This window comes from Parasphingopyxis sp. (assembly GCF_052168275.1).
In the GTDB taxonomy this organism is placed as follows: Bacteria; Pseudomonadota; Alphaproteobacteria; order Sphingomonadales; family Sphingomonadaceae; genus Parasphingopyxis.
Genome location: NZ_JBQLZM010000056.1, coordinates 13,375 through 37,711, shown reverse-complemented (window position 1 = coordinate 37,711; position 24,337 = coordinate 13,375). Strand labels below are relative to the sequence as shown.

The following is a 24,337-nucleotide window of genomic DNA, read 5'->3' as shown; positions in this document are numbered from 1 at the left end:
CAGCGTGTGCATCTCGTCGATGAACAGGATGATCTCGCCTTCCGCGCCCTTCACCTCGTCCAATACGCCTTTCAGCCGCTCCTCGAACTCGCCGCGATATTTGGCGCCGGCGATAAGCGAACCCATGTCGAGCGAGAGCAGGGTGCGATTCTTCAGACCGTCGGGAACATCGCCATTGGCGATGCGCAGCGCGAGGCCTTCGGCAATCGCCGTCTTGCCCACCCCGGCTTCGCCGATCAGCACGGGATTGTTCTTGGTACGCCGGGCCAGGATCTGGATCGTGCGGCGGATTTCCTCGTCGCGCCCGATGATCGGATCGATCTTGCCGTCGCGCGCCCTCTCGGTGAGGTCGGTGGCGAATTTCTTGAGTGCGTCGTAGCGGTCTTCGGCGCTGGCGGTATCGGCCGTCCGGCCGCCGCGCAGTTCGTTGATCGCGCTGTTGAGCGCTTCGGGCTTGACGCCGGCAGCGTCGAACGCGTCTCCGGACGGCGTTCCCTTGGCCATGACGAGCGCCAGAAGAAGGCGTTCGACAGTGACATAGGAGTCGCCGGCCTTGGTCGCGATCTGTTCGGCGGTGTCGAGTACGCGCACGGCATCGTTGCCGAGCTGCGGCGTCTGTTGCGCGCCGCCGCCCGAGACTTGCGGTATTTTGGCCAGCGCCTCGTCGATCTCGCGGATCGCCGCTTCGGCGCTGCCGCCAGCGCGCGCGATCAGGCCGGCCGCCATGCCCTGCTCGTCTTCGAGCAGCGCCTTGGCCAGATGCTCGGCCGTCACCTGCTGGTGATGCATGCGGATCGCCACGGTCTGGGCAGACTGGAGGAAACCCTTGGCGCGGTCGGTAAATTTCTCGAGATTCATCGTTCCATCCCTGTATCGTTTCTCGACCCCGATATAGTGTTGCAAAAATACAACACAAGGCGCTCGAAGGATTGTCTTTGTCGATAGATTTAGGCGTTCGTCGAGCGACCGCAACCGTCGCTTGCGTGCGCTTTTCGTCGCGCTATGGTCAGGTGGAAATTCCCGGGAGAGATATTCGATGCGTTTCTTGAAGCTGGCATTCCTGGCGCCGCTCGCCTTTCTCGTTTCGCCCGCCCAGGCGTTCGATCAGCATGCCGCTTCGCCGGCGGGTCCCCAGCCCAATGTAACGGCGGCCGATCTCGTCGACCGGGTCGCGATTCCCTATGAACGTTTCACGCTCGACAATGGATTGCGCGTTATCGTGCACGAGGATCGCAAGGCGCCGGTGGTCGCAGTTTCGATCTGGTATCATGTCGGATCGCGGCACGAACCGGAGGGCCAGACCGGTTTTGCGCATCTCTTCGAGCATCTGATGTTCAACGGGTCGGAAAACGCCCCGGGCGATTTCTTCGAACCCTTGCGCGAGATCGGCGCGACCGATTTCAACGGGACGACCTGGTATGACCGGACCAACTATTTCCAGACGGTGCCGACCCAGGGGCTCGAACTGGCGCTCTATCTCGAATCCGATCGGATGGGGCATCTGCTCGGCGCCGTTACGCAGGAAAAACTCGATAACCAACGCGGGGTTGTCCAGAACGAAAAACGGCAGGGCGACAACCAGCCCTATGGCCTTGTCGATTATGCGCAGATCGACGCGCTGTTCCCCGACGGTCACCCCTATGGCCATTCTACGATCGGTTCGATGGCGGATCTCGACGCGGCGAGCATGGCGGACGTGCAGGCATGGTTCCGCCGCCATTACGGCCCGAACAATGCCGTGCTCGTGCTGGCCGGCGACATCGACGCCGCGACGGCGCGGCCGCTGGTCGAACGCTATTTCGGCGACATTCCGCGCGGACCCGAGACCGAGCAGGTCGATCCCGGCGTGCCGACGCTTGAAGAACGGCGCGAGATCGTGATGCAGGACAATGTCGCCACCACACGGCTCTACCGGACCTGGGTGGTGCCGGGTCTCAACGATCCGGTAGCGACCGATCTCGATGTCGGCGCCGCCGTCTTCGGCGGGCTCGCCAGTTCGCGGCTCGACAATATCCTGGTCCGCGACGAACAGACCGCCGTGGCCGTCCGCGCCTTCGTCCAGCAGTTCGAATATGTCAGCCTGTTCGAGGTCCAGGTCGACGTGGCGCCGACCGCGGACGCCGATGCGGTTTCGGCGCGCCTCGATGGGCTGATCGCCGATTATATCGACAACGGCCCGACCCAGGACGAAGTCAATCGGCTGGCCATGAGCCGCATCGCCGCCCGGCTCGCCGGGCTCGAGCAGGTTGGCGGTTTCACGGGCAAGGCAACCGTGCTGGCGACAGGCGAGCTCTATTCGGGCGATCCCGGCTTCTACCGGACGCAGCTGGAACGGCTGGGGGCCGCGACGCCCGAATCGGTCCGCGCCGCCATGCAGCAATGGCTGACGCGCCCGGTGCTGGCGCTGCGCGTCGATCCGGGCGAACGCGGCGCATATGAAGAGGCGGCTTCGGTCGCCGGCGAGCGCAGCGGCGGTCTCCACAGCCCGGCATTCTATTTCCAGCCCGGCGAAGCCGGTGCCGATGCCGTAGCGGAGAACGGCGCCACTTCGCTTGGGACACGGAGCGTACCCCGGCCCGAAGTCGGCATGACCGAAGATCTCGATTTTCCGGAGGTCGAACGCGGCATGCTGTCCAATGGCGTCGAAGTCCGTTTCGTCCGCCAGACCGCCGTGCCGACGATCCTTACCCAACTCAGTTTCGATGCCGGCAATGCGGCCGATCGCGCCGACCGGCTCGGCACCCAGGCGCTGATGCTGGCGCTGATGCCGGAAGGCACGACGAGCCTCGGTTCGATCCAGATCGCCGAAGCGCAGGAGCGGCTGGGCGCGGCGATCAGCTCTGCCGCCAGCCTCGATCGGACGACGATCGGCGTCTTCGCCCTGGCACCCAACTATGGGCCGTCCCTCGATCTGCTCGCCGATGTCGTCCGCAATCCCGCTTTCGCCCTGTCGGAAATCGAGCGGCTGCGCGCGACCCAGCTCGCGGCCATCGCGGCCGAGCGTACGCAGCCGTCCAGCCTTGCCAGCCTCCACCTCTGGCCCGTGCTTTTCGGGACGGAACACCCCTATGGCCGGCCGCTGAGCGGCCTCGGGACGCCGGAATCGGTGGGCGCGATCACGCGCGAGGACCTGTTCGATTTCCACCGTCGGTGGATCCGGCCTGACAAGCTGAGCATCCTTGTCGTCGGCGACTCGACGCTGGACGAGGTGATCGCGGCGCTCGAACCGCGCTTCGGCGACTGGGCGGGCGAGGGCGCGGCGGGCGCCAAGTCCATCGACGCGCCGATCCCGGACGCCAGTCCGCGGATCATCCTCGTCGACCGGCCCAACTCGCCGCAATCCTACATCTATGGCGGGCAGGTGCTCGACCTTCGGGGCACAGACGAGTTGCTGCCGCTGCTCACCGTCAACGAAGCGCTGGGCGGGAGCTTTCTTTCGCGGCTCAACATGGACCTGCGGGAAACCCGCGGCTGGTCCTATGGCGTGCGCGGTTCGGTCAATCGCTTTGCCGGACCGGTCAGCTACACGATCCGGGCGCCCGTCCAGGCGGACCGGACGGGCGATTCGATCGCGGCGCTGCAGGAACAGGTGCGGACATTCCTGACCACCGACGGCATTCGGCCGGTCGAATTCAACCGTGCCATCGTGGGGAGCATTCGGAGTCTGGCGGGCAGCTTCGAGACGTCGGGCGCCATTATCGGCGGCATGTCCCGCAACATGCTCTACGAACGGTCCGACGATTATTACGACGGAATCGCCCAAATGTATCGCTCGCTCGACCGGGCGCAGCTTGACTCTACGGCGCGCGAGACAATCGATCCGGCTGCCTTTACATGGGTCGTTGTCGGCGACGCGGCGCAAGTCCGGGAACAGCTTGACGCACTGGGCCTGCCTGTGGAAACAGTCGGGACCGAATAACTGACATCACTGTAAGGAAGGAATTGCTATGACGGACGTAACCGGAACCTGGGACTCGGTCGTGAACTCGCCGATGGGCGAGCAGAAATCGACGATGACGCTGAATCAGGAAGGCGACACCGTCACCGGTACCAATGCCGGCGCCACGGGTTCGGCCGACGTGCAGGAAGGCAAGGTCGACGGCGATACCTTCACCTGGAAGATGGACATCACCGTTCCGATGCCGATGACGCTCGAAGGCACCGCGACCGTCGAAGGCGACAAGATGGCCGGCAATATCAAGGCCGGCGCTTTCGGCGAAATGCCGTTCACGGCCACCAAGACCGGCTAACCGCCCTCGGCATGCGCGGCTTCAGAAGAGCTGCGTAACATGCCCCATTTTTCGGCCCGGGCGCGCTTCCCCTTTTCCGTAAAGGTGGAGGTGCGCCCGGTCTGTTTCCAGCCATCGCGGCCAGTCTTCGGCCGCCTCGCCGATCAGGTTGTGCATTTCGACGCGCTCGGAGGTCAGCGAGGTATCGCCGAGCGGCAGGCCGCAGACAGCGCGGATATGATTTTCGAATTGCGAGGTCGCGGCACCTTCGATCGTCCAATGGCCGCTGTTGTGGACGCGCGGCGCCATTTCGTTGAAGACCGGCCCCTCCGCGCTGGCGAAGAATTCGCAGGTCAGTACGCCCACATAGCCCAGCGCGTCGGCGATATTGCGCGCCAGATCGCCGGCCGCCGCCTTCTGCTCGGCGACGATGCCGCCGCCCGGCGCGATCGACCGCGCCAATATACCGTCTTCATGCCGGTTCTCCGGCGCATCCCAGATTCGCGTCGCGCCATCCTGCGCGCGCACGATCAGGATCGAAAATTCCTTGTCGAACCGGACATGGGCCTCAAGTACGGAGGGCTGCTCGCCGATCTCGGTCCACGCCCGATCCGCTTCGCCGGCGTCTTTTATCCGCACCTGTCCTTTGCCGTCATAGCCGAAACGCCGGGTCTTGAGGATCGCCGGCGTTCCGATCTCCCCGAGGCTTTCCCGTAACTCGTCCAGCGAGGAAACGGCGCGATAATGGGCCGGCCGGCCGCCATGGCCGACGACATAGTCCTTCTCCGACAGCCGGTCCTGCGCCAGTTCGAGCGCGTCGACATTGGGGTGCACGGGCACGAGATCGGCCAAGCCGCGCAACGGACCGGCGGGCACATTCTCGAATTCGTATGTCACGACATCGACTTGTTGCGCAAAGTCGCGGAGCGCTCCGTCGTCCGCATAGTCGCCCCGAATGTGACGCACCGCGACGTCCGCGGCGCAGGGTGCCTCCTCGGGCGCGTAGATATGGCAGCGATAGCCGAGTTGCGCCGCCGCCATGCTCAGCATCCGGCCGAGCTGGCCGCCGCCGATCATGCCGATCGTCGAGCCGGGCGCGAGTGGCCCCGTCTTGGCATTCATGTCCGGGGGTCTTCACCGACGGCATCGGTCTGCGACTGCCGCCACTCGTCGAGCCGCGCGGCAACCGCTCCATCCTGGGTCGCGATAATCGCGGCCGCGAGCAGCGCGGCGTTCTTGGCTCCGGCAATGCCGATGGCCAGCGTGCCGACCGGAATACCGGCGGGCATCTGCGCGATCGACAACAGGCTGTCCATGCCCTTGAGCGCCTTGGATTCGACCGGAACGCCCAGCACCGGCAGCCGCGTCATCGAGGCGGCCATCCCCGGCAGATGCGCGGCGCCGCCCGCGCCCGCGATGATCGTCTTGAGGCCGCGACCGGCCGCGGATTTTGCATAGTCGTAGAGCCGGTCCGGGGTGCGATGCGCGGACACCACCTTGCACTCGTGCGCGATTCCCAGCTCGGTCAGGATTTCGGCGCCATGGCGCATCGTTTCCCAGTCGGAACGGCTGCCCATGATGATGCCGATCAGCGGCGTTTCGGTCATGCTTCGTCCTGCGCTTTCAGCCAGAAGAAGCGCTTTCTTCTAGTGCCAAGCCGGCCGCCGCGCAATGGCGCCGGACAGTCAGCGTTCGGACAGGTAATAGCGGTCGCGCGCGCTCAGATCCTCGGCGAGGTCGTAGACGATCGGCTGGCCGGTCGGGATTTCGAGCCCGGTGATCTCGTCGTCGGGAATTTCGGACAGATGCTTGACGAGCGCGCGCAGCGAATTGCCATGGGCCGAGATCAGCACGCGCTGGCCTTCGCGCAACGCGGGCGCGATCCGCTCCTCCCAATAGGGCAGCACCCGCTCGATCGTGTTCTTCAGGCTCTCGCTCTTGGGTACATCCACGCCATCATAGCGCCGGTCCCTGCTCAGGTCGTACTCGCTGCCATCCTCCATCGGCGGCGGTGGCGTATCGAAGCTGCGCCGCCAGATATGGACCTGCTCGTCGCCATGCCTGTCGCGCATCTCCTGTTTGTTGAGTCCGGTCAGACCGCCATAATGGCGCTCGTTAAGCCGCCAATGCTTCTCGACCGGCAGCCAGAGCCGGTCCATTTCCGCCTGCGCGAGATGGAGCGTGCGAATCGCCCGGGTCTGGAAACTGGTGAAGCACAGATCGTGATCGATCCCCTTGTCGCGCATCAGGGCACCCGCGGCCTTCGCTTCGGCGACGCCCTTCTCGGTCAGGTCGACATCCCACCAGCCGGTGAACCGGTTTTCGAGATTCCATTGGGACTGGCCGTGCCGGACAAGGACGAGCTGGGGCATGGGGAACTCCTCTGACGATTGGCGCTTTCCTTAACGCCCTTGTCCCGCGATACAACAGCAGCGCGCGAAGGGGAGGGTCTCCATGACGATAGAACGCAATGTGACTGTCTATGACGGGCCGGGCGGGCCGTTCGAGGGAATGGCGGTCGCCGATACCGCGTGGGACGGTCCGCGACCGGGCGTCATGGTCGTGCCGAACGTGCTGGGGACGAAGGAGGCCGACTTTCGGACCGCGGAACGGATCGCGGCGCTCGGCTATGCGGCTTTCGTCGCGGACCTGTATGGCCAAGGAAATCGCGCGACCCGCGAAGACAAATCCCCAACCCGCTTCATGGACGCGCTGAACGCCGATCGGGCGCTGTTGCGCGACAAGCTGCGTGCGTCGCTGGCGGCGATGCAGGCGCTCGACGCTGTCGATCCGGATCGGATCGCGGCCATCGGCTATTGCTTCGGCGGCAAGTCGGTTCTCGATCTTGCGCGCAGCGGCGCACGCGTTCGTGGCGTCGTCAGCTTTCACGGTATCTACGACGCGCCGCCCTTTCCCAATGCGGACGACATGACGGCGAAGATCCTCGTCTGCCATGGCTGGGACGACCCGCTGGCGCCGCCAGATTCGGTCTTGGCGCTGGCCGCGGAACTGACTGACGCCGGCGTCGACTGGCAGCTTCACGCCTATGGGCATACCGGCCATGGTTTCACCGACAAGAGCGCGAATATGCCCGAGCGCGGCGTGGTCTATCAGTCCGATGCCGACCGCCGGAGCTGGCGGGCGATGGCCGATTTTCTAGAAGAGCTGTTTTGATTAGCTCGCAATACCGCCGTCATCACACATTTGGTTGATCTCCCCGGCAGCCCGTCCCGACTCCGCCTTGCGAGCTTCGTAATTGTCGCTCCGATCTTCGCCAATCAATCCGATCCAGACTCTGCTAAAAAAATCGCGCTCTGCCCGTCGATCAGCATGGGTAACGGCGTGCCGCGTCGACGCTGTCAGTTCATGAAAGTGATTTGCCAAGATGCAGGCGGTGACTTTCTGCTCACTGCTGAGCTGATTAAATCGCCTTGCTATAGCGGGGAAAAGGCTCGCGCTATCTCCTTCAATTTGGGCAATGTGCGAGACGAGCTGATCGATCGCGTCGGCATTTTCGTTCAAGCTGTCCACCAGTTGCTGGTTGAGAGCGACATTGTTTTCCATGTTGAGATTGGTCAATCGCAGACCGTCGTTCCGCAGTCCTGAACGCAATTGCTGGATGGTGTTGTCGAGTTGAATTCTCGTTACTAGGTCTTCGGTGCGAGGCAGGTCTTTCGCCAACTCGTTGAGCGCCGTTTCGATCCGCCGCAGGTCGACCGGTGTCAGCCTGCGCGCATCGATATAGTGAAAAGGTAGAGGCGGGTCGTCGCCGCCGGCCACTGGCGGCAAGGCGCGTTCGATCAGTTCGATGTTTTGGCGGGTTTGCTGGGCCTCGGCATTCTCGGCTGCGCCCACGCCGAAGGTAAACAGGCCGAATGCGGGTAGCACGATCTTCTGGAACATCGTTTTGACGTCGTCGCGGTCGCTGTCGAGGCGTGGATAAAACAGGCCGAGCAACAGAATGAGGAAAGCGGCCAGCAGCATTTTGAAGACACCGCTGTCAGGCGGCGCTAGCATTGGGTCCACGCGCCAAAACAGCGTCGCGACATTGTTTGCCGTCGCCGTACTCTCCTCCCCGCTAACAGGGTCGTCGGTCGGTGCGTCGGCGATCGGCAGCGCCAACGCATAGACGCTTGCAGGCGCCGGTTCGGGGGCCTGCCTGTCAACAAGAAAGATTGCGGCAATCAGGACAATCGCGACCAAGGGGACGAACAGCGCGAGCACCAAGGCAGGAGACTTTTCCTCGAGCCGCTGAACGATATCCCGGCCTCCGATCGGCACGGGAGCGTGGAGGAGCCAAAAGAGTCCGCAGATTATGACCAATGCAACGATGATCGACCACCAAAAGCCGCCCGATCGTGTGACGCCACCATGCGCCGCCGCCACGTCTCCTCCGGGCTCTTCGATACCGAATAGCGCGTGGATAGCGAAGAGGAACAGGAAGTAGGCGACGACGCAGAGGAGAGCACCGACATAATAGGAATGCCGAGCCGTTTCCGCCTTTGCCGATTCGGGCGGCTCAGTCATTGTCTCGGGATGGCCATCGTCGGTCATGAGTGGTTCCTACACCCATGATCAATGCGCAGGCCGACATCGTCCAGCTATAGTCTGGTCGAATATGGACTTAAACGGACGGCAATTTCAGCGCTCCACATGATCGATCATGTCCGCCAGCGCCGACAGGCAGGCGCGTCCCAGCAGCGCGCAGCGTTCGGGCGACCAGCCGAATTCCGAGTCCGGCAGTTCGTGATTGTCCTTGAATGGCATTTCGAGCGTCATCGCGACGCAACCGAACCGCTCGGCGACCTGGTTGGTCGACATGGAGAGATTGCCCTTGCGCGGCTTGGCGACCGGGTAGCCCAGCTTGGTCTGGAAATCGGGCGAGGCCCTGAGCAGCGCGGCGAGATAGGCGTCGTAGAGCTTGCCCTGCCGCTCGGTCCAGCTGGGAATGCCCTCGAACCCGGCGATGAAATTGGCGGGGATGGCTTCGTCGCCATGCACGTCCATCGCGAAATCGACGCCCGTCTTGTCCATATGGTTCAGCACCCATAGGACTTCCGGGCTCTTTTCCGGCGTCGGCTGATGCCATTCGCGATTGAGGTTGGTGCCGACAGCATTCGTGCGCAGATGGCCGCGGGCCGATCCGTCGGGATTCATATTGGGAACGATATGGAAGGTCGCCTTTTCACGCAGGACCCGCGCGACCGGGTCCGCTGGATCGGTCAGCCGGTCGAGCGCGCCCTCCATCCACCATTCGGCCATCGTCTCGCCAGGATGCTGACGGGCGTAGAGCCAAATGGAAAGATCGCCGGTGCCGATCGTGAAATAGTCGAGCTCGCGCCCGTCGAGCGTCCGCCCGAGCGAGGAGTGGCTCACCCCGTCTCGCCCGGCGATCTCGGATACCAGATCGTAATGGCGCTCCATCGTGTAGGGGGCGAAATAGGCGAACCAGAGGCTGTTCGCCTCCGCCGTGTGACGGATCACGAGCTTGCCGTCGGCATAGCTGGTATCGGCGAGACGCCATTGCTCGCGATCGGCCGATACGCGTGCCTGGTAGTTCTCCCAGCCCTGCGGATAGGCGCTGTCGCCGGCATTGCCGATCGTCAGCACCAGGTCTGCGCCGGCGCAGCCCGTGACGCGAAAATAGAACCATTGATAGAAATCGGACTGGTGGTCCTTGACGATTTCCAGTTCCGCGGTGCTGCCGGAGGTTGAAAGGACTGCGATATTGCCGCCGTCAAAGGCGCTCGTGATGCTGACTGTCATTCAACCGTGATAGTGCGGCCGGACTCGCCTGGGAAGCCTTGAAACAGGGCGGCTGCGAGCATTTCGACAATCGTTGCCGGGCTTTCCGCGCCGGGCTCGGTGGCCCGGGTCGCCGTGCCTTCCCAGACGATCGTGCCCTCCGACCGGCGCTTGAGCGCAACCGAGAGCTCGGTGACATCGACCTCGCCGCCGCGCGAACCGCCCACGCCGAAACTCGTGCCCACGCCGACGCCCGTCCGGCGGCCGAACGATCCCCCGCCGATACCGATCGTAAAGGGAGAACGCCGGGCGACTTCGGCCCGCGTCCCGCGCTCGACATTCATCACCGCGATCATCTCCGCCTCTTCCAAGCTGGTTTCGGTGAAGCCGATCGTCGCCAGCTGCTGCGCCACGATCGCGGCATATTGGCGGAACTCGAGACTGTCCGCGCGTTCCGGATCGGCCGGCTCGACATTGATGGCCTGGGCCGGGATCGCCTGGCCGAGATGGAAGCGGGTGACTTCGGTGCCGCGCTGCGATGGCGTCGCACAGGCGGCCACGAGGGCGAGCGCCGCTAGGGCGGCTGTGCGGGCGAAACTCTTTTTCATCAACTGTCTCCATATCGCGGAACGGGGCGCTATAGACCGTTCAACGATTGTGACACGAAAAGGCTGCAAAAGGGAGTCAGGTGGCGGTGAAGGAAGCGGGAATAAGCGAGAAACCGGCGATTCTGGTCACCGGAGGCGCGGGCTATATCGGCAGCCACGCCGCCCTGGCGCTGCTCGACGCGGGTTGGCCGGTCGTGGTGCTCGACAATCTCGTGACCGGTTTTCGTTGGGCCGTTCCGGACGGCGCGACTTTCGCCGAGGGCGATATCGCCGATGCGGCCCTCGTCGCCAAACTGATCGGCGACCACGACATCCGGGCCGTGATGCATTTCGCCGGCTCGGTGGTGGTGCCGGAGTCAGTCGAAAATCCGCTCAAATATTATGACAACAATACGGCGAAGAGCAGGGTGTTGATAGAAACCGCGGTTGCGAACGGAGTGCCGCATTTCCTCTTTTCCTCGACCGCCGCGACCTATGGCATCCCCGATACGATACCGGTCACGGAAACGATGCCGGCCCATCCGATCAATCCCTATGGCCGGTCGAAACTGATGACCGAATGGATGCTGCGCGATACCGCGGCGGCGCACCCGCTCAACTATTGCGCGTTGCGCTATTTCAACGTCGCCGGCGCCGATCCCGAGGGACGGTCCGGCCAGTCGACGGCGGGCGCGACGCATCTGATCAAGGTCGCGGTCGAAGCGGCGCTGGGCAAGCGCGACGGGGTGGCCGTGTTCGGGACCGATTACGACACGGCGGACGGCACGGGCGTGCGCGACTATATCCATGTCACCGATCTCGCCGCGGCGCATATCCATGCGCTGGAAAAGCTTATCGCCGCGCCGGACGAAAGCCATATCCTCAACTGCGGCTACGGCTCGGGATTTTCGGTGCTCGAAGTGCTCGACAGCGTCGACCGGGTGGCGGGAGTCACACTCAACCGATCGATGGAGCCGCGCCGCGCCGGCGATCCGGACGCCCTGATCGCCGACAACAGCGCGATCCTTTCAGCACTTCCCTGGCGTCCGCGACACGCCGATCTCGACGGGATCGTCGCCGATGCCCTGGCCTGGGAAAGGCGCCTCGGCGAGCGCGTCTAGTCGGTGCCGCCGATCGTCGTCACCGCGAGCCCGTCGCTATCCTCGCCCGCATCGTAGCGCCGGATCACCTCGCCGCTGTCGAAATCGACCGCGGCGATCTGGTTGCGGCCGGTCTCGGCGACGTACACCGTTCTCCCGTCGGCCGAGAAGAGGATGGTGACCTGCGCGGCGTCGACGCTGCCCGATACGGTAATGGTCCGGCTGACCGCGCGACTTTCGGCATCGACGAGGGTCAGGCTGCCGTCCGCATAGTCGGACGTCACGACCGTCGCGCCATCGGGGCTGACGGCGACGCGGATCGGGAAATTGCCGACTCCGATCTCCGCGATGCGCTCGAAGCTCGTCGTATCGAAGGCAAACAGCAGCGCATTGTCGCGATCGGCGACCCAGAGCGTCGCCCCGTCGGGCGACAATGCGATGCCCTCGGGGGTGTCGCCGGCGGGCAGATCGCGCAGCTTCGCGCCGGCCGTGAGATCGATGACGCTGACCGTACCGCTGCCCATGTTGGAGACATAGGCCCGGGCGAGGTCCACGCTGACGGCGACCATGTGCGATCCCTCCTGTCCGGTCGCGATGGCCGTCACGGAGCGGTCCGCCATGTCGACGATGGTCAGGCTGTCGCTGCCTTCGGTCGTCGCGACCAACCGGTTGTCGGGCAGCCAGAGCAGGCCGTGCGGCCGGCGGTTGGGCGCGAGGTCGATCCGGTCGACCCGGCGCGCGCCGGCCACGTCGATGATATCGATCGTCGTGCCGCCATAGGCGACGACCGCGGCGCGCGCGCCGTCCGGCGAGATCGCGATTTCGTGCGGCTGGTGCCCGGTCTCGAGCCGCGCATGTTCGGTGCCCGTGTCCAGATCTATGAGGCTGATCGTGTCCTCGCCCTTGTTGCCGGTAATCAGAACGTCGCCGGCGATCGGCGCTGCGGCATCGAAGCTGGTGCTTCCGGCTGCCGGGCCGCAGGCTATGAGGACCAGAAAAAGCGGGACGAAGAGTTTCATGGCGCGCCTCTCTCAGCTTTGAATGAACCGGCGCTCGCGACCTTCGAGGCAGAGCGCGGTCAGAGTGTCGCTGAAATAGGCGCCGGTGTCGATGCCGATCCGGTTGTGGCGCGTCTCGGGCTGCGGCGCGATCGAATGGCCGTGGACGATGACCGCGCCGTGATCCGCCTCGCTGTCGAGGAATTCGGACCGGATCCACAACAGGTCCTTGGCGTCCTGCGCGTCCAGATCGCGGCCCGGCCGGATCCCGGCATGGGCGAACAGATAGTCGCCGCGGCGCAGAGACAGCGGGCGGGCTTTCAGCCACGCTGCATGGCTTTCCGGGATGTGCGACCGCACGGCGTGCGCGATCTCGGCGCTCTCGGCGATATCCAGCATGTCGGCGGGAACGCCGTAGCTCGCCAGCGTTTCGCGGCCGCCATAGCCGAGCCAGCTGTCGAGCCAGCGGGTTTCGCCCTCGAGCACGGCCAGCAACGATGCTTCGTGATTGCCGAGCAATACCTCCATGGCGGCGAACCCGGCGCTCCAGGATCGGGCATGTTCGACCACGGCTGCCGATTCGGGACCGCGATCGATCAGGTCGCCGAGCAGGATGATGGTCGTGTCGGCGGGGCCGCGATCGGCATTGTCGGCCTCGATCTTGCCGAGCAGCGTTTCGAACAGGTCGAACCGGCCATGGATGTCGCCGATCGCATAGAGCCTTTCGCCGCTCGGCAGGGCACTTCGATTTCTGTTGCGAAACGGTGATTTCACCGGAAACTCCGTGGGGTTTCGACGCCCGCACATGCTTGACTTTCGGGCCGTTCGACCATAGGTGCGCACTTCGTTTCCGACAACCGAGATAGCAGAAGGCCGCTGCAGCGCCATGAAAGTCCGTAATTCACTGAAATCGCTCAAGGGCCGGCATCGCGACAACCGCGTGATTCGTCGCCGCGGCCGCACCTATGTGATCAACAAGACCAATCGCAGGTTCAAAGCGCGTCAGGGCTAATGACCGTGGATGCTGTCGTCTTCGACGTCGGCAATGTGTTGTATCGCTGGGATCCCCGGTTTCTCTTCGAAAAGCTGATCCCCGACCCGCAGGAGCGGGACTGGTTTCTCGACAATGTCGTGACCCTGGACTGGCACGTCCAGCATGACGCCGGTCGCCCGCTGGCGGCCATGGTCGCCGAGCGCAGCGCCGAATTCCCCGACCATGCGGACCTGATCCAGGCCTATGTCGATCGCTGGCTCGAGACTATTCCCGGGCCGGTGCCGGGCGTGCATGCCCTGGTCGAGCGACTGGCGGACCGCGGTGTTCCCCTGTTCGCGATCACCAATTTCGGCGTCGAGTTCTGGAACCTGTTCCGCCCGACCGCGCCGGTGATCGACCATTTCGCGGACATCGTGATCTCCGGCGAGGAAAAGCTGATCAAGCCCGATCCGGCCATCTATCGCCTCGCATTGGCCCGGTTCGGCCTCGCGCCGGGCACGGGGCTGTTCATCGACGACCGGGAAGAGAATATCCGCAGCGCCGAGGCCGAGGGATTTGCCGGCCATCATTTCCGCGATGCCGAGACGCTGGCGGCCAGTCTGCGGGATCATGGCCTGCTCGGTTGACTTCGGTCCGTCGCGCTAATCGTCGCTCGCGATCGCTTCTTTCGTATGGCGTTTCAGTTCGTCGCCGATAAGGCGCACGATGTGCAGGACGTTGGTGGAGCCGGGCGTTCCGAACGGAACGCCGGCCATCACGATGACCCGGTCTCCACCCTCGGCGATCCGCGCGCGCAGCGCCATGCGCTTCGACTTGGCGACCATCTCCTCGAAATTGGCGACGTCGCGCGTGTGCACCGAATGCGCGCCCCATAACAGGCCCAGTCGGCGTGCGGTCTTGAGCTTGGGGGTCAGCACCAGCAGCGGCACCGATGGGCGTTCGCGTGAAACCCGGCGCGCGGTCGAACCCGACGTCGTGAAGCAGATGATCGCGCTCGCCGAAACCGTCTGGGCGATGCCGTTCGATGCCTCGGCCAGCGCGTCGGCGCTCGTCGAATCAGGCAGCGTTTCGGTGAAATGCACGCGCTCCCAGTGGGTCGGATCGGCTTCGACCGCGGTCGCGATCTTGTCCATCATCGTTACCGACTCTTCCGGCCAGTCGCCGGCCGCGCTTTCGGCGGACAGCATGATCGCATCGGCGCCGTCATAGACAGCCGTCGCCACGTCGGAGACCTCGGCCCGGGTCGGCGTCGGCGACCGGATCATCGATTCCAGCATCTGCGTCGCGACGACGACCGGACGCCCCAGCTTTCGCGCCTTGTCGACGATCTGCTTCTGCAGCGGCGGAACGTCTTCGGGCGGTATCTCGACGCCGAGATCGCCGCGCGCGACCATCACCGCATCCACCGCCTCTAGTATCTCGTCGATCCGGCGGACGGCCGAGGGCTTTTCGATCTTGGCGAGCAGGGCCGCCCGCCCCTGGATCAGCTTGCGCGCTTCGGCGGCGTCTTCGGGCTTCTGGACGAAGGACAGCGCGATCCAGTCCGCACCCTGATCGAGCGCGAAGGTCAGGTCGCTGCGATCCTTGTCGGTCAGCGCGGCCATCGGGATGATGACGTCGGGGACGTTGAGGCCCTTGTTGTTCGATAGCGGCCCGCCGACCTCGACGACGGTTTCGATCCGGTCGGCCCCGGCATCGGTCACGCGCAACACGATCTTGCCATCGTCGAGCAGCAGGCGCGCGCCGTCCTCGATCGCCTCGAAAATCTCGGGATGCGGCAGGGATACGCGGCTGGCGTCGCCGGGGCTGTCGTCGCGATCGAGCGTGAACCGCGCATCGGTTTCGAGCTGGACGAGTCCGTCCGCGAACGCGCCGACGCGCAATTTGGGGCCCTGCAGATCGGCCAGGATCGTCATCGGCCGCCGGGCTTCCTTTTCGAGCGTCCGGATCGCCGCGATCACCTGTTTGTGATCGTCATGGCTGCCATGGCTCATATTGATCCGGAAGGCGTCGGCGCCGGCGAGATAGAGTTTGCGGATCATCGCCGGATCGGCGCTGGACGGGCCGAGCGTTGCGAGAATGCGCACCTTGCGCTGGCGCGGGGCTGTGTCTGAAACCACGGGGACTCCCGGCTGACTGGACTTACCGTTGGGGCTCTATAGCCTTATCGTGACAGTACAACTGTGAGGAACCTTATCAATGTCCGACGAAACGATCATGCCCGATATCGACGATGCCGCGGCCGCCGCCGCCTTTCGCCGGCTCGTCGCCCATCTGCGGCACCGCACCGATGCGGAGAATATCGATCTGATGGGGCTCGCCGGCTTCTGCCGCAACTGCCTGTCCGACTGGATCGCCGAGGCGTCGGCCGAGCGCGGAACCGAACTGTCGAAGGACGCGGCGCGCGCGGCGATCTACGGCATGTCCTATGGCGAATGGAAGGATCGCTACCAGGGCGAGGCGACGCCCGAACAATTGCAGCGGATGAAGGACAGCCTTGCGAAGAATGCTTGAGGCTTTTCGCGCGCTCGCCTAGAGCCTCGCGCTTTCCCAATCCAAGCAGAAAGACAGGCATCATGGCGGACGGCGCAGTACAGGCGGACAGGCTCAGGCTTCTGATCGAGCGGATCGAGCGGCTCGAGGAAGAAAAGAAGGGTATCGCCGACGATATCAGGGATGTCTACGCCGAGGCCAAGGCCGTCGGGTACGATCCCAAGATCATGCGCAAGGTCGTCAGTCTCCGGAAGATGGACACGCATGACCGGCGCGAGCAGGACGATCTGCTCGAAACCTATAAATCCGCGCTCGGCATGGAGTGAGCAGCGGAACGACCTGGCGAATGGAGGATGAAATCTCCCGGCCGATCCGCTAAGGCTGCTGCCGAGCAGCGAAGAGGAACCGGGCATGATCATCACGACGACACCGCAAATCGAAGGCCGGCCGATCACCCGCTATTGCGGCGTGGTGACCGGCGAGGCAATCATCGGCGCCAACATTTTTTCCGACATGTTCGCCAAGGTGCGCGATATCGTCGGCGGCCGCGCCGGCGCCTATGAGAAGGCGCTGAAAACCGCGCGGCGCGAGGCCTTCGCCGATCTCGAACATGAAGCCGAGGATGCCGGCGCCGATGCGGTGGTCGGGGTCGATCTCGACTATGAGGTGATCGGGGAGACGGGTTCGATGCTGATGGTCTCGGTCTCCGGAACGGCCGTCAAGCTCGGTTGAGGGTGCGATGACCATGGCGGTGCGCCAGGGCCGGCCCGAAGACGCCGAAAGCTGCCAGGCGATCTATGCGCCGTTCGTCAAGGACACATGGGTCAGTTTCGAGGAAGAAGTGCCGTCGGTGCGGGAGATGAGCAGGCGGATCGAGGGTTATGGCGCCTCGCATGGCTGGGTCGTCGCGGAGGATGACGGCGAAGTCGCGGGCTATGCCTATGGCTCGCCGCACCGGCTGCGCCATGCCTATCGCTTTTCCTGCGACGTCGCGATCTACGTGCCGGAAACGAAGATCCGGCGCGGTATCGGCCGGGCGCTGTACGGGGCGCTGTTCCCGATCCTGGCCGAACATGGCATCCATGCGGCCTTTGCCGGTATCGCCATCCCGAACGAAAGCAGCGAAGCGCTGCACAAGGCGGTCGGCTTCACCCCGGTGGGCATCTATCGGGAAGTCGGCTGGAAATTCGGCGCGTGGCGCGATGTCGGCTGGTGGCAGCGGCTCGTTTGACGTTGCGCGCGCCGGGGCTGCTAAGCTAAGGCCGGCGCAGAACGCAATCGACAGACATACGGGAACCCATGGCAGGCCACAGCAAATTTAAGAATATCATGCATCGCAAGGGCGCGCAGGACAAGAAGCGCTCGGCGCTCTTTTCCAAGCTCAGCCGCGAAATCACGGTCGCGGCCAAGATGGGCGCGCCCGATCCCGACATGAACCCGCGGCTTCGCCTCGCGATCAACACGGCGCGCGGGCAATCGATGCCGAAGGACAATATCCAGCGCGCGATCGACAAGGCGACCGCCAATGACGGCGAGAATTACGAGGAAATCCGGTTCGAGGGCTTCGGGCCGGGCGGGGTCAGCCTGATCGTCGAGACGCTGACCGACAACCGCAACCGCACGGTGACCGATGTCCGTACCATCTTCTCGAAAAATGGCGGCAATATGGGCGAGAGTGGTTCGGTCGCGCACGGTTTCGAACGGCTCGGCCTGATCACCTATCCGGCCAGCGTCGGCGACAGCGAGAAGGTGCTCGAAGCGGCGCTCGAAGCCGGCGCCGAGGATCTGCAGTCCGACGACGAAAGCCACGAAATCTGGACGGCGGCCGACGATCTCCACACGGTGGCCGGCGCGCTCGAAACATCGCTCGGCGAGCCCGAGGGCGCGAAGCTCGCCTGGCGGCCCAATGTCGAGGTGACGCTCGACGAAAAGGACGCCGAGACGCTGATGAAGCTGATCGACACGCTCGACGACAATGACGATGTGCAAACCGTCTGGGGCAATTACGACGTGCCGGACGAGATCATGGAGAAGCTCTCCTGAAGCTGATCGGCCTCGACCCGGGGCTGGCCTGTACCGGCTGGGGCGTCATCGCGGCGGAGGGCAACCGGCTGTCCCATATCGCCAATGGCCGGATCCGGACGGAGGCGAAGGCGTCGATGGCCGAACGGCTGGTGACGCTCGCCGACGGCCTGCGCGGCGTCTTGGCCGAACACGCGCCGGCGGATGCGGGTATCGAGGAAGTTTTCGTCAATACCAATGCGCAATCGACGCTCAAGCTGGGTCAGGCGCGCGGCGCGCTGATGCTCATATTGGCCGAGGCCGGCTTGCCGATCGGGGAGTATGCGCCCCGCCTGGTCAAGAAAGCCGTGGTCGGCACGGGCGGCGCGGACAAGGCGCAGGTCCATGCGATGGTGTCCGTCCTGCTGCCCGGCGCGAAGATCGCGGGCGCGGACGCCGCCGACGCGCTGGCGGTCGCGATCACCCATGCCCATCACCGGGCGAGCGCGCGGGCCGTGGGAGCCGCCGCATGATCGCGAAACTCAAAGGCGTGCTGGAAGCGAGCGCCGCCGATCATGCGGTGATCGATGTCCAGGGCGTCGGCTATCTGGTCGCCGCCTCGTCGCGGACGCTGGAGGCGCTCGGGCCGGTCGGCGGCGATGTGACGATCCATACCGAGATGCTGGTCGGCGACGATTTCATCCGGCTGATCGGCTTTGCCAGCGCCGGCGAGCGCGACTGGTTCCGGCTGCTGAATGGCGTGCAGGGCGTTGGCAGCAAGGTCGCGCTGGCGATCCTCTCGACCCTGGAGACGAGGGACCTGCAGACCGCGATCGCGGCGGGCGATGCGGCGATGGTCGCGCGCGCGCCCGGCGTCGGGCCGAAGCTCGCCTCGCGCATCGTCAACGAACTCAAGGACAAGGCCGGCGGCATCGCGACGGCTGCGGGCGGCACCGCGCCGGTGCCCGCCGGCGCGTCCGCCGATGCGGTATCCGCGCTGCTCAACCTTGGCTTCAAGCCGGCCGAGGCGAGCAAGGCCGTAGCGGCGGCGCAGGGCGAGCTGGGTGAGGAGGCAGGCCTCGATGCGTTGGTGCGGGTGGCGCTGAAGAAGGCGGCGACATGACCGATACCGACCGCCAAATCTCTCCCGAACGCCAGCCTGAAGATGCCGATGCGGCGCTCAGGCCCAAGACGCTGGCCGAGTTTATCGGGCAGAAATCGGCCTGCGACAATTTGCGCGTCTTTATCGCGGCGGCGAAGAAGCGGTCGGACGCGCTCGATCATGTGATGCTGTTCGGCCCGCCGGGGCTCGGCAAGACGACGCTGGCGCAGATCGTCGCGCGCGAGCTCGGCGTCGGTTTTCGGGCGACCTCCGGTCCGGTGATCGCGAAGGCCGGCGATCTGGCGGCCTTGCTGACCAATCTCGAGGATGGCGACGTGCTGTTTATCGACGAAATCCACCGCCTCGCGCCTGCGGTCGAGGAAATCCTCTACCCGGCGATGGAGGATCGGGCGCTCGACCTGATCATCGGCGAGGGGCCTTCGGCGCGTTCGGTGCGGATCGACCTGCCGCAATTCACGCTGGTCGGCGCGACGACCCGGCAAGGCCTGATCACGACGCCGCTGCGCGATCGCTTCGGTATCCCGGTGCGGCTGACCTTCTACAGCGTCGAAGAACTGGAACAGGTCGTCCGCCGTGCCGCCAGCCTGCTCGACCTCGCGATCACCGACGACGGCGCGCGCGAGATTGCTGCCCGGGCCCGCGGCACGCCGCGGATCGCGGGGCGCCTGCTGCGCCGGGTCCGCGATTTCGCCCATGTCGACGGAGTGGCGGAGGTCGATGCGAAGACCGCCGATGCCGCGCTGACCCGGCTCGAGGTCGACGCGCTCGGCCTCGACATGATGGACCGGCGTTATCTCACGATGATCGCCGATATCTACAAGGGCGGGCCGGTCGGCGTTGAAACGCTGGCGGCGGGTCTGTCCGAACCGCGCGATACGATCGAGGAGGTGATCGAGCCCTATCTGATCCAGCTCGGCCTCGTCGCGCGCACGGCGCGGGGCCGGGCGCTCAATGCCCGCGGCTGGAAGCATCTGGGGCTGAATCCACCGAAGTCTGCGGAAGACGGACTGTTCGACTAGGGCGTGCACCCATAGATTGAGGCGACTGCGGCGTCCAAAAGGCGAACATATCGGGCCGAGAGGCGCGCCCACCGGTTGCCCCGTCGCGACAACCCGAAAATCGGTGCTTTTACGGCGAGTCCGGCCCGGCTAAGGCTGGAGGCATGAGCGACGATATGCGCGACCGGCCGGTGTCCGGCTATTTCGACGGCCAGGAGCATCGCTTCCCGGTCCGCGTCTATTTCGAGGACACCGATCTGTCCGGAATCGTCTATCACGCCAATTATCTGCGCTTCATGGAGCGGGCGCGGTCGGATATGCTGCGGCTGGCCGGCGTCGACCAGCGCGCGACGATGGAGGCGGGCGACGGCGCCTATGCGGTGGTCGATCTGGCGATCAAATATCGCATGCCGGCCAGGCTCGACGACGATCTGCTCGTTATCAGCCACGTCACCGGCGTCCGGGCGGCGAGCTGCGCCATTCATCAGCGAGTCATGCGCGGTCGCGACATATTGACCGATGCGGACGTGACCGCCGCGCTGGTTGCGCCGAACGGTAGGCCGATGCGCCAGCCGCGCGCATGGATCGAGACATTCAAGCGTTTGCAAACAGGAGACAAATAAACGCCATGGGAGGATTCGAATTCGGCGCGAGCGAATCGCTGATGAACCCGCTGACCCTGTTCCTGCAGGCCGATATCGTCGTCAAACTGGTGATGATCGGATTGCTGCTGGCGAGTATCTGGACCTGGGCGATCATCATCAGCCACGGCCGCAAGATCGGCGGCATGCGCAGGAAGAGCGAGCGGTTCGAGCGCGATTTCTGGCGCGCCGAGGATATCGACCGTTTCTACGACGCGCGCGGCGGCGACGACAATTCGGCCGCCAAGGTGTTCAGCGCCGGGCTGTCCGAATGGCGGCGTTCGACGAAGAACGGCACGATCGACCGGCCCGGCACCCGCCAGCGGCTGGCGACGGCGATGGGCGCGGCAGTCGCCGCCGAGATGGACAAGCTGACCGACCGGCTCAACATCCTCGCGACGGTCGGCTCGGTCGCGCCCTTCGTGGGGTTGTTCGGCACGGTCTGGGGCATCATGCGCGCCTTTACCGATATCGCCGGCCAGGCCTCGACCAGCCTCGACGTCGTCGCGCCCGGCATCGCCGAGGCGCTGTTCGCGACCGCGCTCGGCCTGTTCGCCGCCATCCCGGCCGTGATCGCCTATAACCGCCTGACCCACGGCCTGAACCGGCTCGAGGCGCGGCTGACCCGCTATGCGGACGGCCTCCACGCGACCTTGAGCCACGAGCTGGAGGCGACGCGCTGAGCCATGGCCATGCAGCTTCCCTCCCAGTCGATGCGCGGCCGGCGGGTGCCGATGTCCGAAATCAACGTTACGCCGTTCGTGGACGTGATGCTGGTGCTGCTGATCATCTTCATGGTCACCGCGCCGCTGCTGGCCTCCGGCGTGCCGGTGCAGTTGCCCGAGAGCCGGGCGGGCGCGCTCGACCAGGAGAGCGAACCCACGCAGATCGCCATCGATCGCAGCGGACAGATTTTCGTCGACGATATTGCAATCACCGATGTCGAGCTGGCCCAGACGCTGGGCGCGATCGCCGCGCGGCCGGCAGGTCCGGACGGCCACGCGGTGTTTCTGCGTGCTGATACGACGCTCGATTACGGCCGCGTCATGCTCGTCATGGGCGAGCTCAACCGGGCCGGCCTCAACCGCATCTCGCTGCTGACGACCGCGCCGGGAGAGGACGGTGCCACGCCGGACGATTCCGGTGAAAGCGCGGACGACGCGCCGGACGGCGAAGCGGGCGAACTGCTCGATCCGGCCGAAGTGGAACCCATCTGATGGACCGGGCGGAACGCATCGGTCTCGGCGCCGCGGCTATCGGCCATGTCGCGCTGTTCACCCTGCTGTCCTTCACCCTGCTGACGCGCGACGAGGTGCCCCGGCGCGAGGCGGTGGCGGTGACCCTGTCGGACGATATCGGCGCATTCGCCACGGCCGCCGACCGGCCCGCGCCCGCTTCGGAACGGCGTGATCTCGAAAACGATCTCGATTCGATGACGCCGCCCGAGATCGAGCCGCTGCCGCAGCCCAGCGTGACGCCGAGCCCCGCGCCGCCGGCACCCATGGAGCGGCGCGCGGACCCGGTGCCCGAGAGCCGGCCGCAGCCGCAACGGCGTCCAGCGCAGCGCCGCTCGTCGCGGATCGCCGGCATCACCGACGGTATCGGTGCCTCGAACGACACCGGCACCTCGCGCTCTCAGGCGCCGGTCACCGGCGCGGATCGCTCGAACCTGATCAGCCGGATCGTGAATGCGGTGCGACCCTGCTACAATCTCGGCTCGTTGAGCGGGACTTCGGCGGAGGATATCGTGGTGCGCCTGCGGATCCAGCCGGACCGCGACGGCTCGCTCGGCCGCAGCCAGGTCAGCGTGCTCGGCGCGCGCGGGGTGAACGGCTCGAACCGGCAATATGAGTCGCAGATGATCGAGGCGGCGCGCAGCGCCGTGCTCAACCCGCGCTGCCCGCTGCCGCCCCTGCCCGACGCGCTCTACGAAGATGGCTGGAGCGACGTCGTCCTGAATTTCATCCCGGCGCAATTGACCTGAGGAGCATGAGCATCATGGCTTTTTCGATCCCCTCCCTTCCGGCCGTTCGCCGCCTCGTCTTCGGGCTGTGCCTGGCCGCCCTCGGCAGCGCGGCGATCGCCCAGGACGAACCCGCGTCCGGCCCGATCGAAGGCGATGTCGTCGGCGGTATCTCCAACCCCACCGCGATCGCGATCCCCGACATGCCGACGCCGCGCGCCGTGGGGACACCGGCCGGCAACACCGAGGATCTCGGCCGCCAGGTCGCACGCGTCATCGAAGACGATCTGCGCAATTCCGGCTTCTTCAATCCCGTCGCGCGGCAATTCCTGCGCGACGTTGACATGCCGCGGGTCACCGCGCCCGACTATCCGGCCTGGAACCAGGTCGGCGCCCAGAATCTCGTCCAGGGATATGTCCAGGCGGGCGACAACGGCCGGCTGACGGTCGGCTGCTATCTGTACGACGTCTTCGCCCAGGCGCCGCTCGAGCGGGCCGGCTACGAGGTCGACTATGCCGACTGGCGGCGCGCGGCGCATCGCTGCGCCGACATGGTCTATGCCCGGCTGACGGGCGAGGGGGCCTATTTCGACAGCCGGATCGTCTATGTCGCCGAGAGCGGACCCAAGGACAACCGGGTCCGGCGGATCGCCGTGATGGACACCGATGGCGCCAATCACCGTTTTCTGACCAACGGCCAGTCGATCGTCCTGACGCCGCGATACGCGCCGGACGGACGGACGATCACCTATATGAGCTATCTGAACGACGAACCGCGGGTTTATATCTACGACCTGGAGACCGGCCGGCAGCGGCTGCTGGTCGACGCGCCCTATATGACTTTCGCGCCGCGCTATTCGCCGGACAGCCGCTATGTCGTCTTCTCGATGGCGGTCAACGGCAACACCGATATCTATCGCGTGCCGGTATCCGGCGGGCGGGCCGTCCGATTGACCAACACGCCGGGCATCGACACCGGCGGAAGCTATTCGCCCGATGGCCGCCGCATCGTGTTCGAGAGCGATCGCTCGGGCGGCCAGCAGCTCTATGTGATGAACGCCGACGGCTCGAACCAGCGGCGCATCAGTTTCGGCGGCGGTCAGTATGCGACGCCCGAATGGAGCCCGCGCGGCAATCTGATCGCCTTTACCCGATTGGGCGGCGGCTTCCGGATCGGCGTGATGCGGCCCGACGGATCGGGCGAGCGCATCCTCACGAACAGCTGGCAGGACGAAGGGCCGAGCTGGGCGCCCAACGGCCGCGTCATCCATTTCTTCCGGACGCCGCGCGGCAATACGCTGCCCAGCCTCTGGTCGGTGGATGTCACGGGCCGGATGGTCCGCCGCCTGCCCACGCCGGTCGGCGCGTCCGACCCCTCCTGGTCGCCGCTCAGAAACTGACCGGCGCACCGCCCACTTGACTCCCGCGTGAAGACTGGCGGCATAAGGCGGGGCCGCGTCGCAAG

29 protein-coding genes are annotated in these 24,337 nt (G+C 65.3%); 19 read left to right on the top strand and 10 right to left on the bottom strand.

Features of this window, described 5'->3' with window-relative positions:
• A partial coding sequence (locus ACTS1X_RS05010) for a Clp protease N-terminal domain-containing protein (RefSeq protein WP_442613282.1) occupies positions 1-858 on the bottom strand: 858 nt, incomplete at its 3' end.
• 178 nt (positions 859-1,036) lie between these two features.
• On the opposite strand from ACTS1X_RS05010, the gene ACTS1X_RS05005 reads away from it, so the two are divergent.
• Both ACTS1X_RS05005 and ACTS1X_RS05000 read left to right on the top strand, forming a co-directional pair.
• Positions 1,037-3,919: a M16 family metallopeptidase gene (locus ACTS1X_RS05005; protein WP_442613281.1), complete on the top strand. Its 2,883-nt coding sequence runs from the start codon at positions 1,037-1,039 to the stop codon at positions 3,917-3,919.
• 28 nt (positions 3,920-3,947) lie between these two features.
• On the top strand, positions 3,948-4,250 hold the full coding sequence (locus tag ACTS1X_RS05000; RefSeq protein WP_176869804.1) for a hypothetical protein: 303 nt from the start codon (positions 3,948-3,950) through the stop codon (positions 4,248-4,250).
• Positions 4,251-4,271: 21 nt separating this feature from the next.
• On the opposite strand, the gene ACTS1X_RS04995 is transcribed toward ACTS1X_RS05000, so the two are convergent.
• The 3 genes from ACTS1X_RS04995 to gpmA all read right to left on the bottom strand — a co-directional run bounded on the left by ACTS1X_RS04995 (position 4,272) and on the right by gpmA (position 6,601).
• The gene (locus ACTS1X_RS04995) at positions 4,272-5,351 is read right to left on the bottom strand and encodes a 5-(carboxyamino)imidazole ribonucleotide synthase (RefSeq protein ID WP_442613280.1); all 1,080 of its coding nucleotides are present in this window, start codon (positions 5,349-5,351) and stop codon (positions 4,272-4,274) included.
• Complete coding sequence (gene purE, locus ACTS1X_RS04990) at positions 5,348-5,836, bottom strand: 5-(carboxyamino)imidazole ribonucleotide mutase (RefSeq protein ID WP_442613279.1); 489 nt, start codon at positions 5,834-5,836, stop codon at positions 5,348-5,350. The genes ACTS1X_RS04995 and purE overlap by 4 nt, the downstream gene beginning before the upstream one ends.
• Positions 5,837-5,914: 78 nt before the next feature.
• The gene (gene gpmA, locus ACTS1X_RS04985) at positions 5,915-6,601 is read right to left on the bottom strand and encodes a 2,3-diphosphoglycerate-dependent phosphoglycerate mutase (RefSeq protein ID WP_442613278.1); all 687 of its coding nucleotides are present in this window, start codon (positions 6,599-6,601) and stop codon (positions 5,915-5,917) included.
• An 82-nt stretch (positions 6,602-6,683) separates the two neighbouring features.
• Here gpmA and ACTS1X_RS04980 point away from each other — a divergent pair, with 82 nt between their 5' ends.
• Entirely contained in the window at positions 6,684-7,403 is a 720-nt protein-coding gene (locus tag ACTS1X_RS04980) for a dienelactone hydrolase family protein (RefSeq protein WP_442613277.1), read from the top strand.
• Here the strand turns inward: ACTS1X_RS04980 and ACTS1X_RS04975 are convergent, their stop codons facing one another.
• The 3 genes from ACTS1X_RS04975 to ACTS1X_RS04965 form a co-directional block, all read right to left on the bottom strand.
• A complete protein-coding gene (locus ACTS1X_RS04975) occupies positions 7,404-8,783 on the bottom strand; it encodes a hypothetical protein (protein ID WP_442613276.1) in 1,380 nt (459 codons plus the stop codon). It lies immediately after the preceding gene.
• Positions 8,784-8,870: 87 nt separating this feature from the next.
• Positions 8,871-9,995 carry a M14 family metallopeptidase gene (locus tag ACTS1X_RS04970; RefSeq protein ID WP_442613275.1) on the bottom strand — a complete coding sequence of 375 codons (1,125 nt, stop codon included), beginning with the start codon at positions 9,993-9,995 and terminating at the stop codon, positions 8,871-8,873.
• The gene (locus ACTS1X_RS04965; protein WP_442613274.1) at positions 9,992-10,582 is read right to left on the bottom strand and encodes a DUF4136 domain-containing protein; all 591 of its coding nucleotides are present in this window, start codon (positions 10,580-10,582) and stop codon (positions 9,992-9,994) included. The genes ACTS1X_RS04970 and ACTS1X_RS04965 overlap by 4 nt, the downstream gene beginning before the upstream one ends.
• Before the next feature lie 101 nt (positions 10,583-10,683).
• Here ACTS1X_RS04965 and galE point away from each other — a divergent pair, with 101 nt between their 5' ends.
• A complete protein-coding gene (galE, locus tag ACTS1X_RS04960) occupies positions 10,684-11,682 on the top strand; it encodes a UDP-glucose 4-epimerase GalE (RefSeq protein ID WP_442613284.1) in 999 nt (332 codons plus the stop codon).
• Here the strand turns inward: galE and ACTS1X_RS04955 are convergent.
• Both ACTS1X_RS04955 and ACTS1X_RS04950 read right to left on the bottom strand, forming a co-directional pair.
• A complete protein-coding gene (locus ACTS1X_RS04955; protein WP_442613273.1) occupies positions 11,679-12,680 on the bottom strand; it encodes a YncE family protein in 1,002 nt (333 codons plus the stop codon). The genes galE and ACTS1X_RS04955 overlap by 4 nt on opposite strands.
• Before the next feature lie 12 nt (positions 12,681-12,692).
• The gene (locus ACTS1X_RS04950) at positions 12,693-13,433 is read right to left on the bottom strand and encodes a metallophosphoesterase (protein WP_442613272.1); all 741 of its coding nucleotides are present in this window, start codon (positions 13,431-13,433) and stop codon (positions 12,693-12,695) included.
• 112 nt (positions 13,434-13,545) lie between these two features.
• Here ACTS1X_RS04950 and ykgO point away from each other — a divergent pair, with 112 nt between their 5' ends.
• Entirely contained in the window at positions 13,546-13,671 is a 126-nt protein-coding gene (gene ykgO / locus ACTS1X_RS04945; protein ID WP_116236560.1) for a type B 50S ribosomal protein L36, read from the top strand.
• Positions 13,671-14,279 carry an HAD family hydrolase gene (locus ACTS1X_RS04940; protein WP_442613271.1) on the top strand — a complete coding sequence of 203 codons (609 nt, stop codon included), beginning with the start codon at positions 13,671-13,673 and terminating at the stop codon, positions 14,277-14,279. Before ykgO ends, ACTS1X_RS04940 begins: the two co-directional genes overlap by 1 nt.
• A 15-nt stretch (positions 14,280-14,294) precedes the next feature.
• Here ACTS1X_RS04940 and pyk read toward each other — a convergent pair whose 3' ends face one another.
• Positions 14,295-15,773 carry a pyruvate kinase gene (pyk, locus tag ACTS1X_RS04935; RefSeq protein ID WP_442613270.1) on the bottom strand — a complete coding sequence of 493 codons (1,479 nt, stop codon included), beginning with the start codon at positions 15,771-15,773 and terminating at the stop codon, positions 14,295-14,297.
• 79 nt (positions 15,774-15,852) lie between these two features.
• Between pyk and ACTS1X_RS04930 the strand changes: the two genes are divergently transcribed.
• The 13 genes from ACTS1X_RS04930 (at position 15,853) to tolB (ending at position 24,272) form a co-directional block, all read left to right on the top strand.
• Complete coding sequence (locus tag ACTS1X_RS04930; protein ID WP_442613269.1) at positions 15,853-16,167, top strand: DUF1244 domain-containing protein; 315 nt, start codon at positions 15,853-15,855, stop codon at positions 16,165-16,167.
• Between the two features lie 62 nt (positions 16,168-16,229).
• Positions 16,230-16,472, top strand: coding sequence for a DUF2312 domain-containing protein (locus ACTS1X_RS04925; protein ID WP_442613268.1), 243 nt, complete (start codon positions 16,230-16,232; stop codon positions 16,470-16,472).
• An 85-nt stretch (positions 16,473-16,557) separates the two neighbouring features.
• Positions 16,558-16,878, top strand: a complete 321-nt coding sequence (locus ACTS1X_RS04920) for a heavy metal-binding domain-containing protein (RefSeq protein ID WP_442613267.1) — start codon at positions 16,558-16,560, stop codon at positions 16,876-16,878.
• Between the two features lie 7 nt (positions 16,879-16,885).
• A complete protein-coding gene (locus tag ACTS1X_RS04915; RefSeq protein ID WP_442613266.1) occupies positions 16,886-17,377 on the top strand; it encodes an arsinothricin resistance N-acetyltransferase ArsN1 family B in 492 nt (163 codons plus the stop codon).
• A gap of 68 nt (positions 17,378-17,445) precedes the next feature.
• Positions 17,446-18,189: a YebC/PmpR family DNA-binding transcriptional regulator gene (locus ACTS1X_RS04910; RefSeq protein ID WP_442613265.1), complete on the top strand. Its 744-nt coding sequence runs from the start codon at positions 17,446-17,448 to the stop codon at positions 18,187-18,189.
• Positions 18,186-18,680, top strand: coding sequence for a crossover junction endodeoxyribonuclease RuvC (gene ruvC / locus ACTS1X_RS04905; RefSeq protein WP_442613283.1), 495 nt, complete (start codon positions 18,186-18,188; stop codon positions 18,678-18,680). Before ACTS1X_RS04910 ends, ruvC begins: the two co-directional genes overlap by 4 nt.
• The gene (gene ruvA, locus ACTS1X_RS04900; protein ID WP_442613264.1) at positions 18,677-19,270 is read left to right on the top strand and encodes a Holliday junction branch migration protein RuvA; all 594 of its coding nucleotides are present in this window, start codon (positions 18,677-18,679) and stop codon (positions 19,268-19,270) included. Before ruvC ends, ruvA begins: the two co-directional genes overlap by 4 nt.
• Complete coding sequence (ruvB, locus tag ACTS1X_RS04895; RefSeq protein ID WP_442613263.1) at positions 19,267-20,289, top strand: Holliday junction branch migration DNA helicase RuvB; 1,023 nt, start codon at positions 19,267-19,269, stop codon at positions 20,287-20,289. Before ruvA ends, ruvB begins: the two co-directional genes overlap by 4 nt.
• A gap of 143 nt (positions 20,290-20,432) precedes the next feature.
• Positions 20,433-20,891, top strand: coding sequence for a YbgC/FadM family acyl-CoA thioesterase (locus tag ACTS1X_RS04890; RefSeq protein ID WP_442613262.1), 459 nt, complete (start codon positions 20,433-20,435; stop codon positions 20,889-20,891).
• 5 nt (positions 20,892-20,896) lie between these two features.
• On the top strand, positions 20,897-21,592 hold the full coding sequence (tolQ, locus tag ACTS1X_RS04885) for a protein TolQ (protein ID WP_442613261.1): 696 nt from the start codon (positions 20,897-20,899) through the stop codon (positions 21,590-21,592).
• A 3-nt stretch (positions 21,593-21,595) separates the two neighbouring features.
• The gene (locus ACTS1X_RS04880; RefSeq protein ID WP_442613260.1) at positions 21,596-22,126 is read left to right on the top strand and encodes an ExbD/TolR family protein; all 531 of its coding nucleotides are present in this window, start codon (positions 21,596-21,598) and stop codon (positions 22,124-22,126) included.
• Positions 22,126-22,893: a hypothetical protein gene (locus ACTS1X_RS04875; protein ID WP_442613259.1), complete on the top strand. Its 768-nt coding sequence runs from the start codon at positions 22,126-22,128 to the stop codon at positions 22,891-22,893. Before ACTS1X_RS04880 ends, ACTS1X_RS04875 begins: the two co-directional genes overlap by 1 nt.
• 14 nt (positions 22,894-22,907) lie before the next feature.
• On the top strand, positions 22,908-24,272 hold the full coding sequence (tolB, locus tag ACTS1X_RS04870; RefSeq protein WP_442613258.1) for a Tol-Pal system beta propeller repeat protein TolB: 1,365 nt from the start codon (positions 22,908-22,910) through the stop codon (positions 24,270-24,272).
• Positions 24,273-24,337: the final 65 nt, after the last annotated feature.

Excerpts from the sequence above, each read along its gene's own strand:
- ACTS1X_RS05005 (WP_442613281.1), top strand. The coding sequence starts at position 1,037 with ATGCGTTTCTTGAAGCTGGCATTCCTGGCGCCGCTCGCCTTTCTCGTT.
- ACTS1X_RS05000 (WP_176869804.1), top strand. The coding sequence starts at position 3,948 with ATGACGGACGTAACCGGAACCTGGGACTCGGTCGTGAACTCGCCGATG.
- ACTS1X_RS04995 (WP_442613280.1), bottom strand. The coding sequence starts at position 5,351 with ATGAATGCCAAGACGGGGCCACTCGCGCCCGGCTCGACGATCGGCATG.
- purE (WP_442613279.1), bottom strand. The coding sequence starts at position 5,836 with ATGACCGAAACGCCGCTGATCGGCATCATCATGGGCAGCCGTTCCGAC.
- gpmA (WP_442613278.1), bottom strand. The coding sequence starts at position 6,601 with ATGCCCCAGCTCGTCCTTGTCCGGCACGGCCAGTCCCAATGGAATCTC.
- ACTS1X_RS04980 (WP_442613277.1), top strand. The coding sequence starts at position 6,684 with ATGACGATAGAACGCAATGTGACTGTCTATGACGGGCCGGGCGGGCCG.
- ACTS1X_RS04975 (WP_442613276.1), bottom strand. The coding sequence starts at position 8,783 with ATGACCGACGATGGCCATCCCGAGACAATGACTGAGCCGCCCGAATCG.
- ACTS1X_RS04970 (WP_442613275.1), bottom strand. The coding sequence starts at position 9,995 with ATGACAGTCAGCATCACGAGCGCCTTTGACGGCGGCAATATCGCAGTC.
- ACTS1X_RS04965 (WP_442613274.1), bottom strand. The coding sequence starts at position 10,582 with ATGAAAAAGAGTTTCGCCCGCACAGCCGCCCTAGCGGCGCTCGCCCTC.
- ACTS1X_RS04955 (WP_442613273.1), bottom strand. The coding sequence starts at position 12,680 with ATGAAACTCTTCGTCCCGCTTTTTCTGGTCCTCATAGCCTGCGGCCCG.
- ykgO (WP_116236560.1), top strand. The coding sequence starts at position 13,546 with ATGAAAGTCCGTAATTCACTGAAATCGCTCAAGGGCCGGCATCGCGAC.
- ACTS1X_RS04940 (WP_442613271.1), top strand. The coding sequence starts at position 13,671 with ATGACCGTGGATGCTGTCGTCTTCGACGTCGGCAATGTGTTGTATCGC.
- ACTS1X_RS04930 (WP_442613269.1), top strand. The coding sequence starts at position 15,853 with ATGTCCGACGAAACGATCATGCCCGATATCGACGATGCCGCGGCCGCC.
- ACTS1X_RS04925 (WP_442613268.1), top strand. The coding sequence starts at position 16,230 with ATGGCGGACGGCGCAGTACAGGCGGACAGGCTCAGGCTTCTGATCGAG.
- ACTS1X_RS04920 (WP_442613267.1), top strand. The coding sequence starts at position 16,558 with ATGATCATCACGACGACACCGCAAATCGAAGGCCGGCCGATCACCCGC.
- ACTS1X_RS04915 (WP_442613266.1), top strand. The coding sequence starts at position 16,886 with ATGACCATGGCGGTGCGCCAGGGCCGGCCCGAAGACGCCGAAAGCTGC.
- ACTS1X_RS04910 (WP_442613265.1), top strand. The coding sequence starts at position 17,446 with ATGGCAGGCCACAGCAAATTTAAGAATATCATGCATCGCAAGGGCGCG.
- ruvA (WP_442613264.1), top strand. The coding sequence starts at position 18,677 with ATGATCGCGAAACTCAAAGGCGTGCTGGAAGCGAGCGCCGCCGATCAT.
- ruvB (WP_442613263.1), top strand. The coding sequence starts at position 19,267 with ATGACCGATACCGACCGCCAAATCTCTCCCGAACGCCAGCCTGAAGAT.
- ACTS1X_RS04890 (WP_442613262.1), top strand. The coding sequence starts at position 20,433 with ATGAGCGACGATATGCGCGACCGGCCGGTGTCCGGCTATTTCGACGGC.
- tolQ (WP_442613261.1), top strand. The coding sequence starts at position 20,897 with ATGGGAGGATTCGAATTCGGCGCGAGCGAATCGCTGATGAACCCGCTG.
- ACTS1X_RS04880 (WP_442613260.1), top strand. The coding sequence starts at position 21,596 with ATGGCCATGCAGCTTCCCTCCCAGTCGATGCGCGGCCGGCGGGTGCCG.
- ACTS1X_RS04875 (WP_442613259.1), top strand. The coding sequence starts at position 22,126 with ATGGACCGGGCGGAACGCATCGGTCTCGGCGCCGCGGCTATCGGCCAT.
- tolB (WP_442613258.1), top strand. The coding sequence starts at position 22,908 with ATGGCTTTTTCGATCCCCTCCCTTCCGGCCGTTCGCCGCCTCGTCTTC.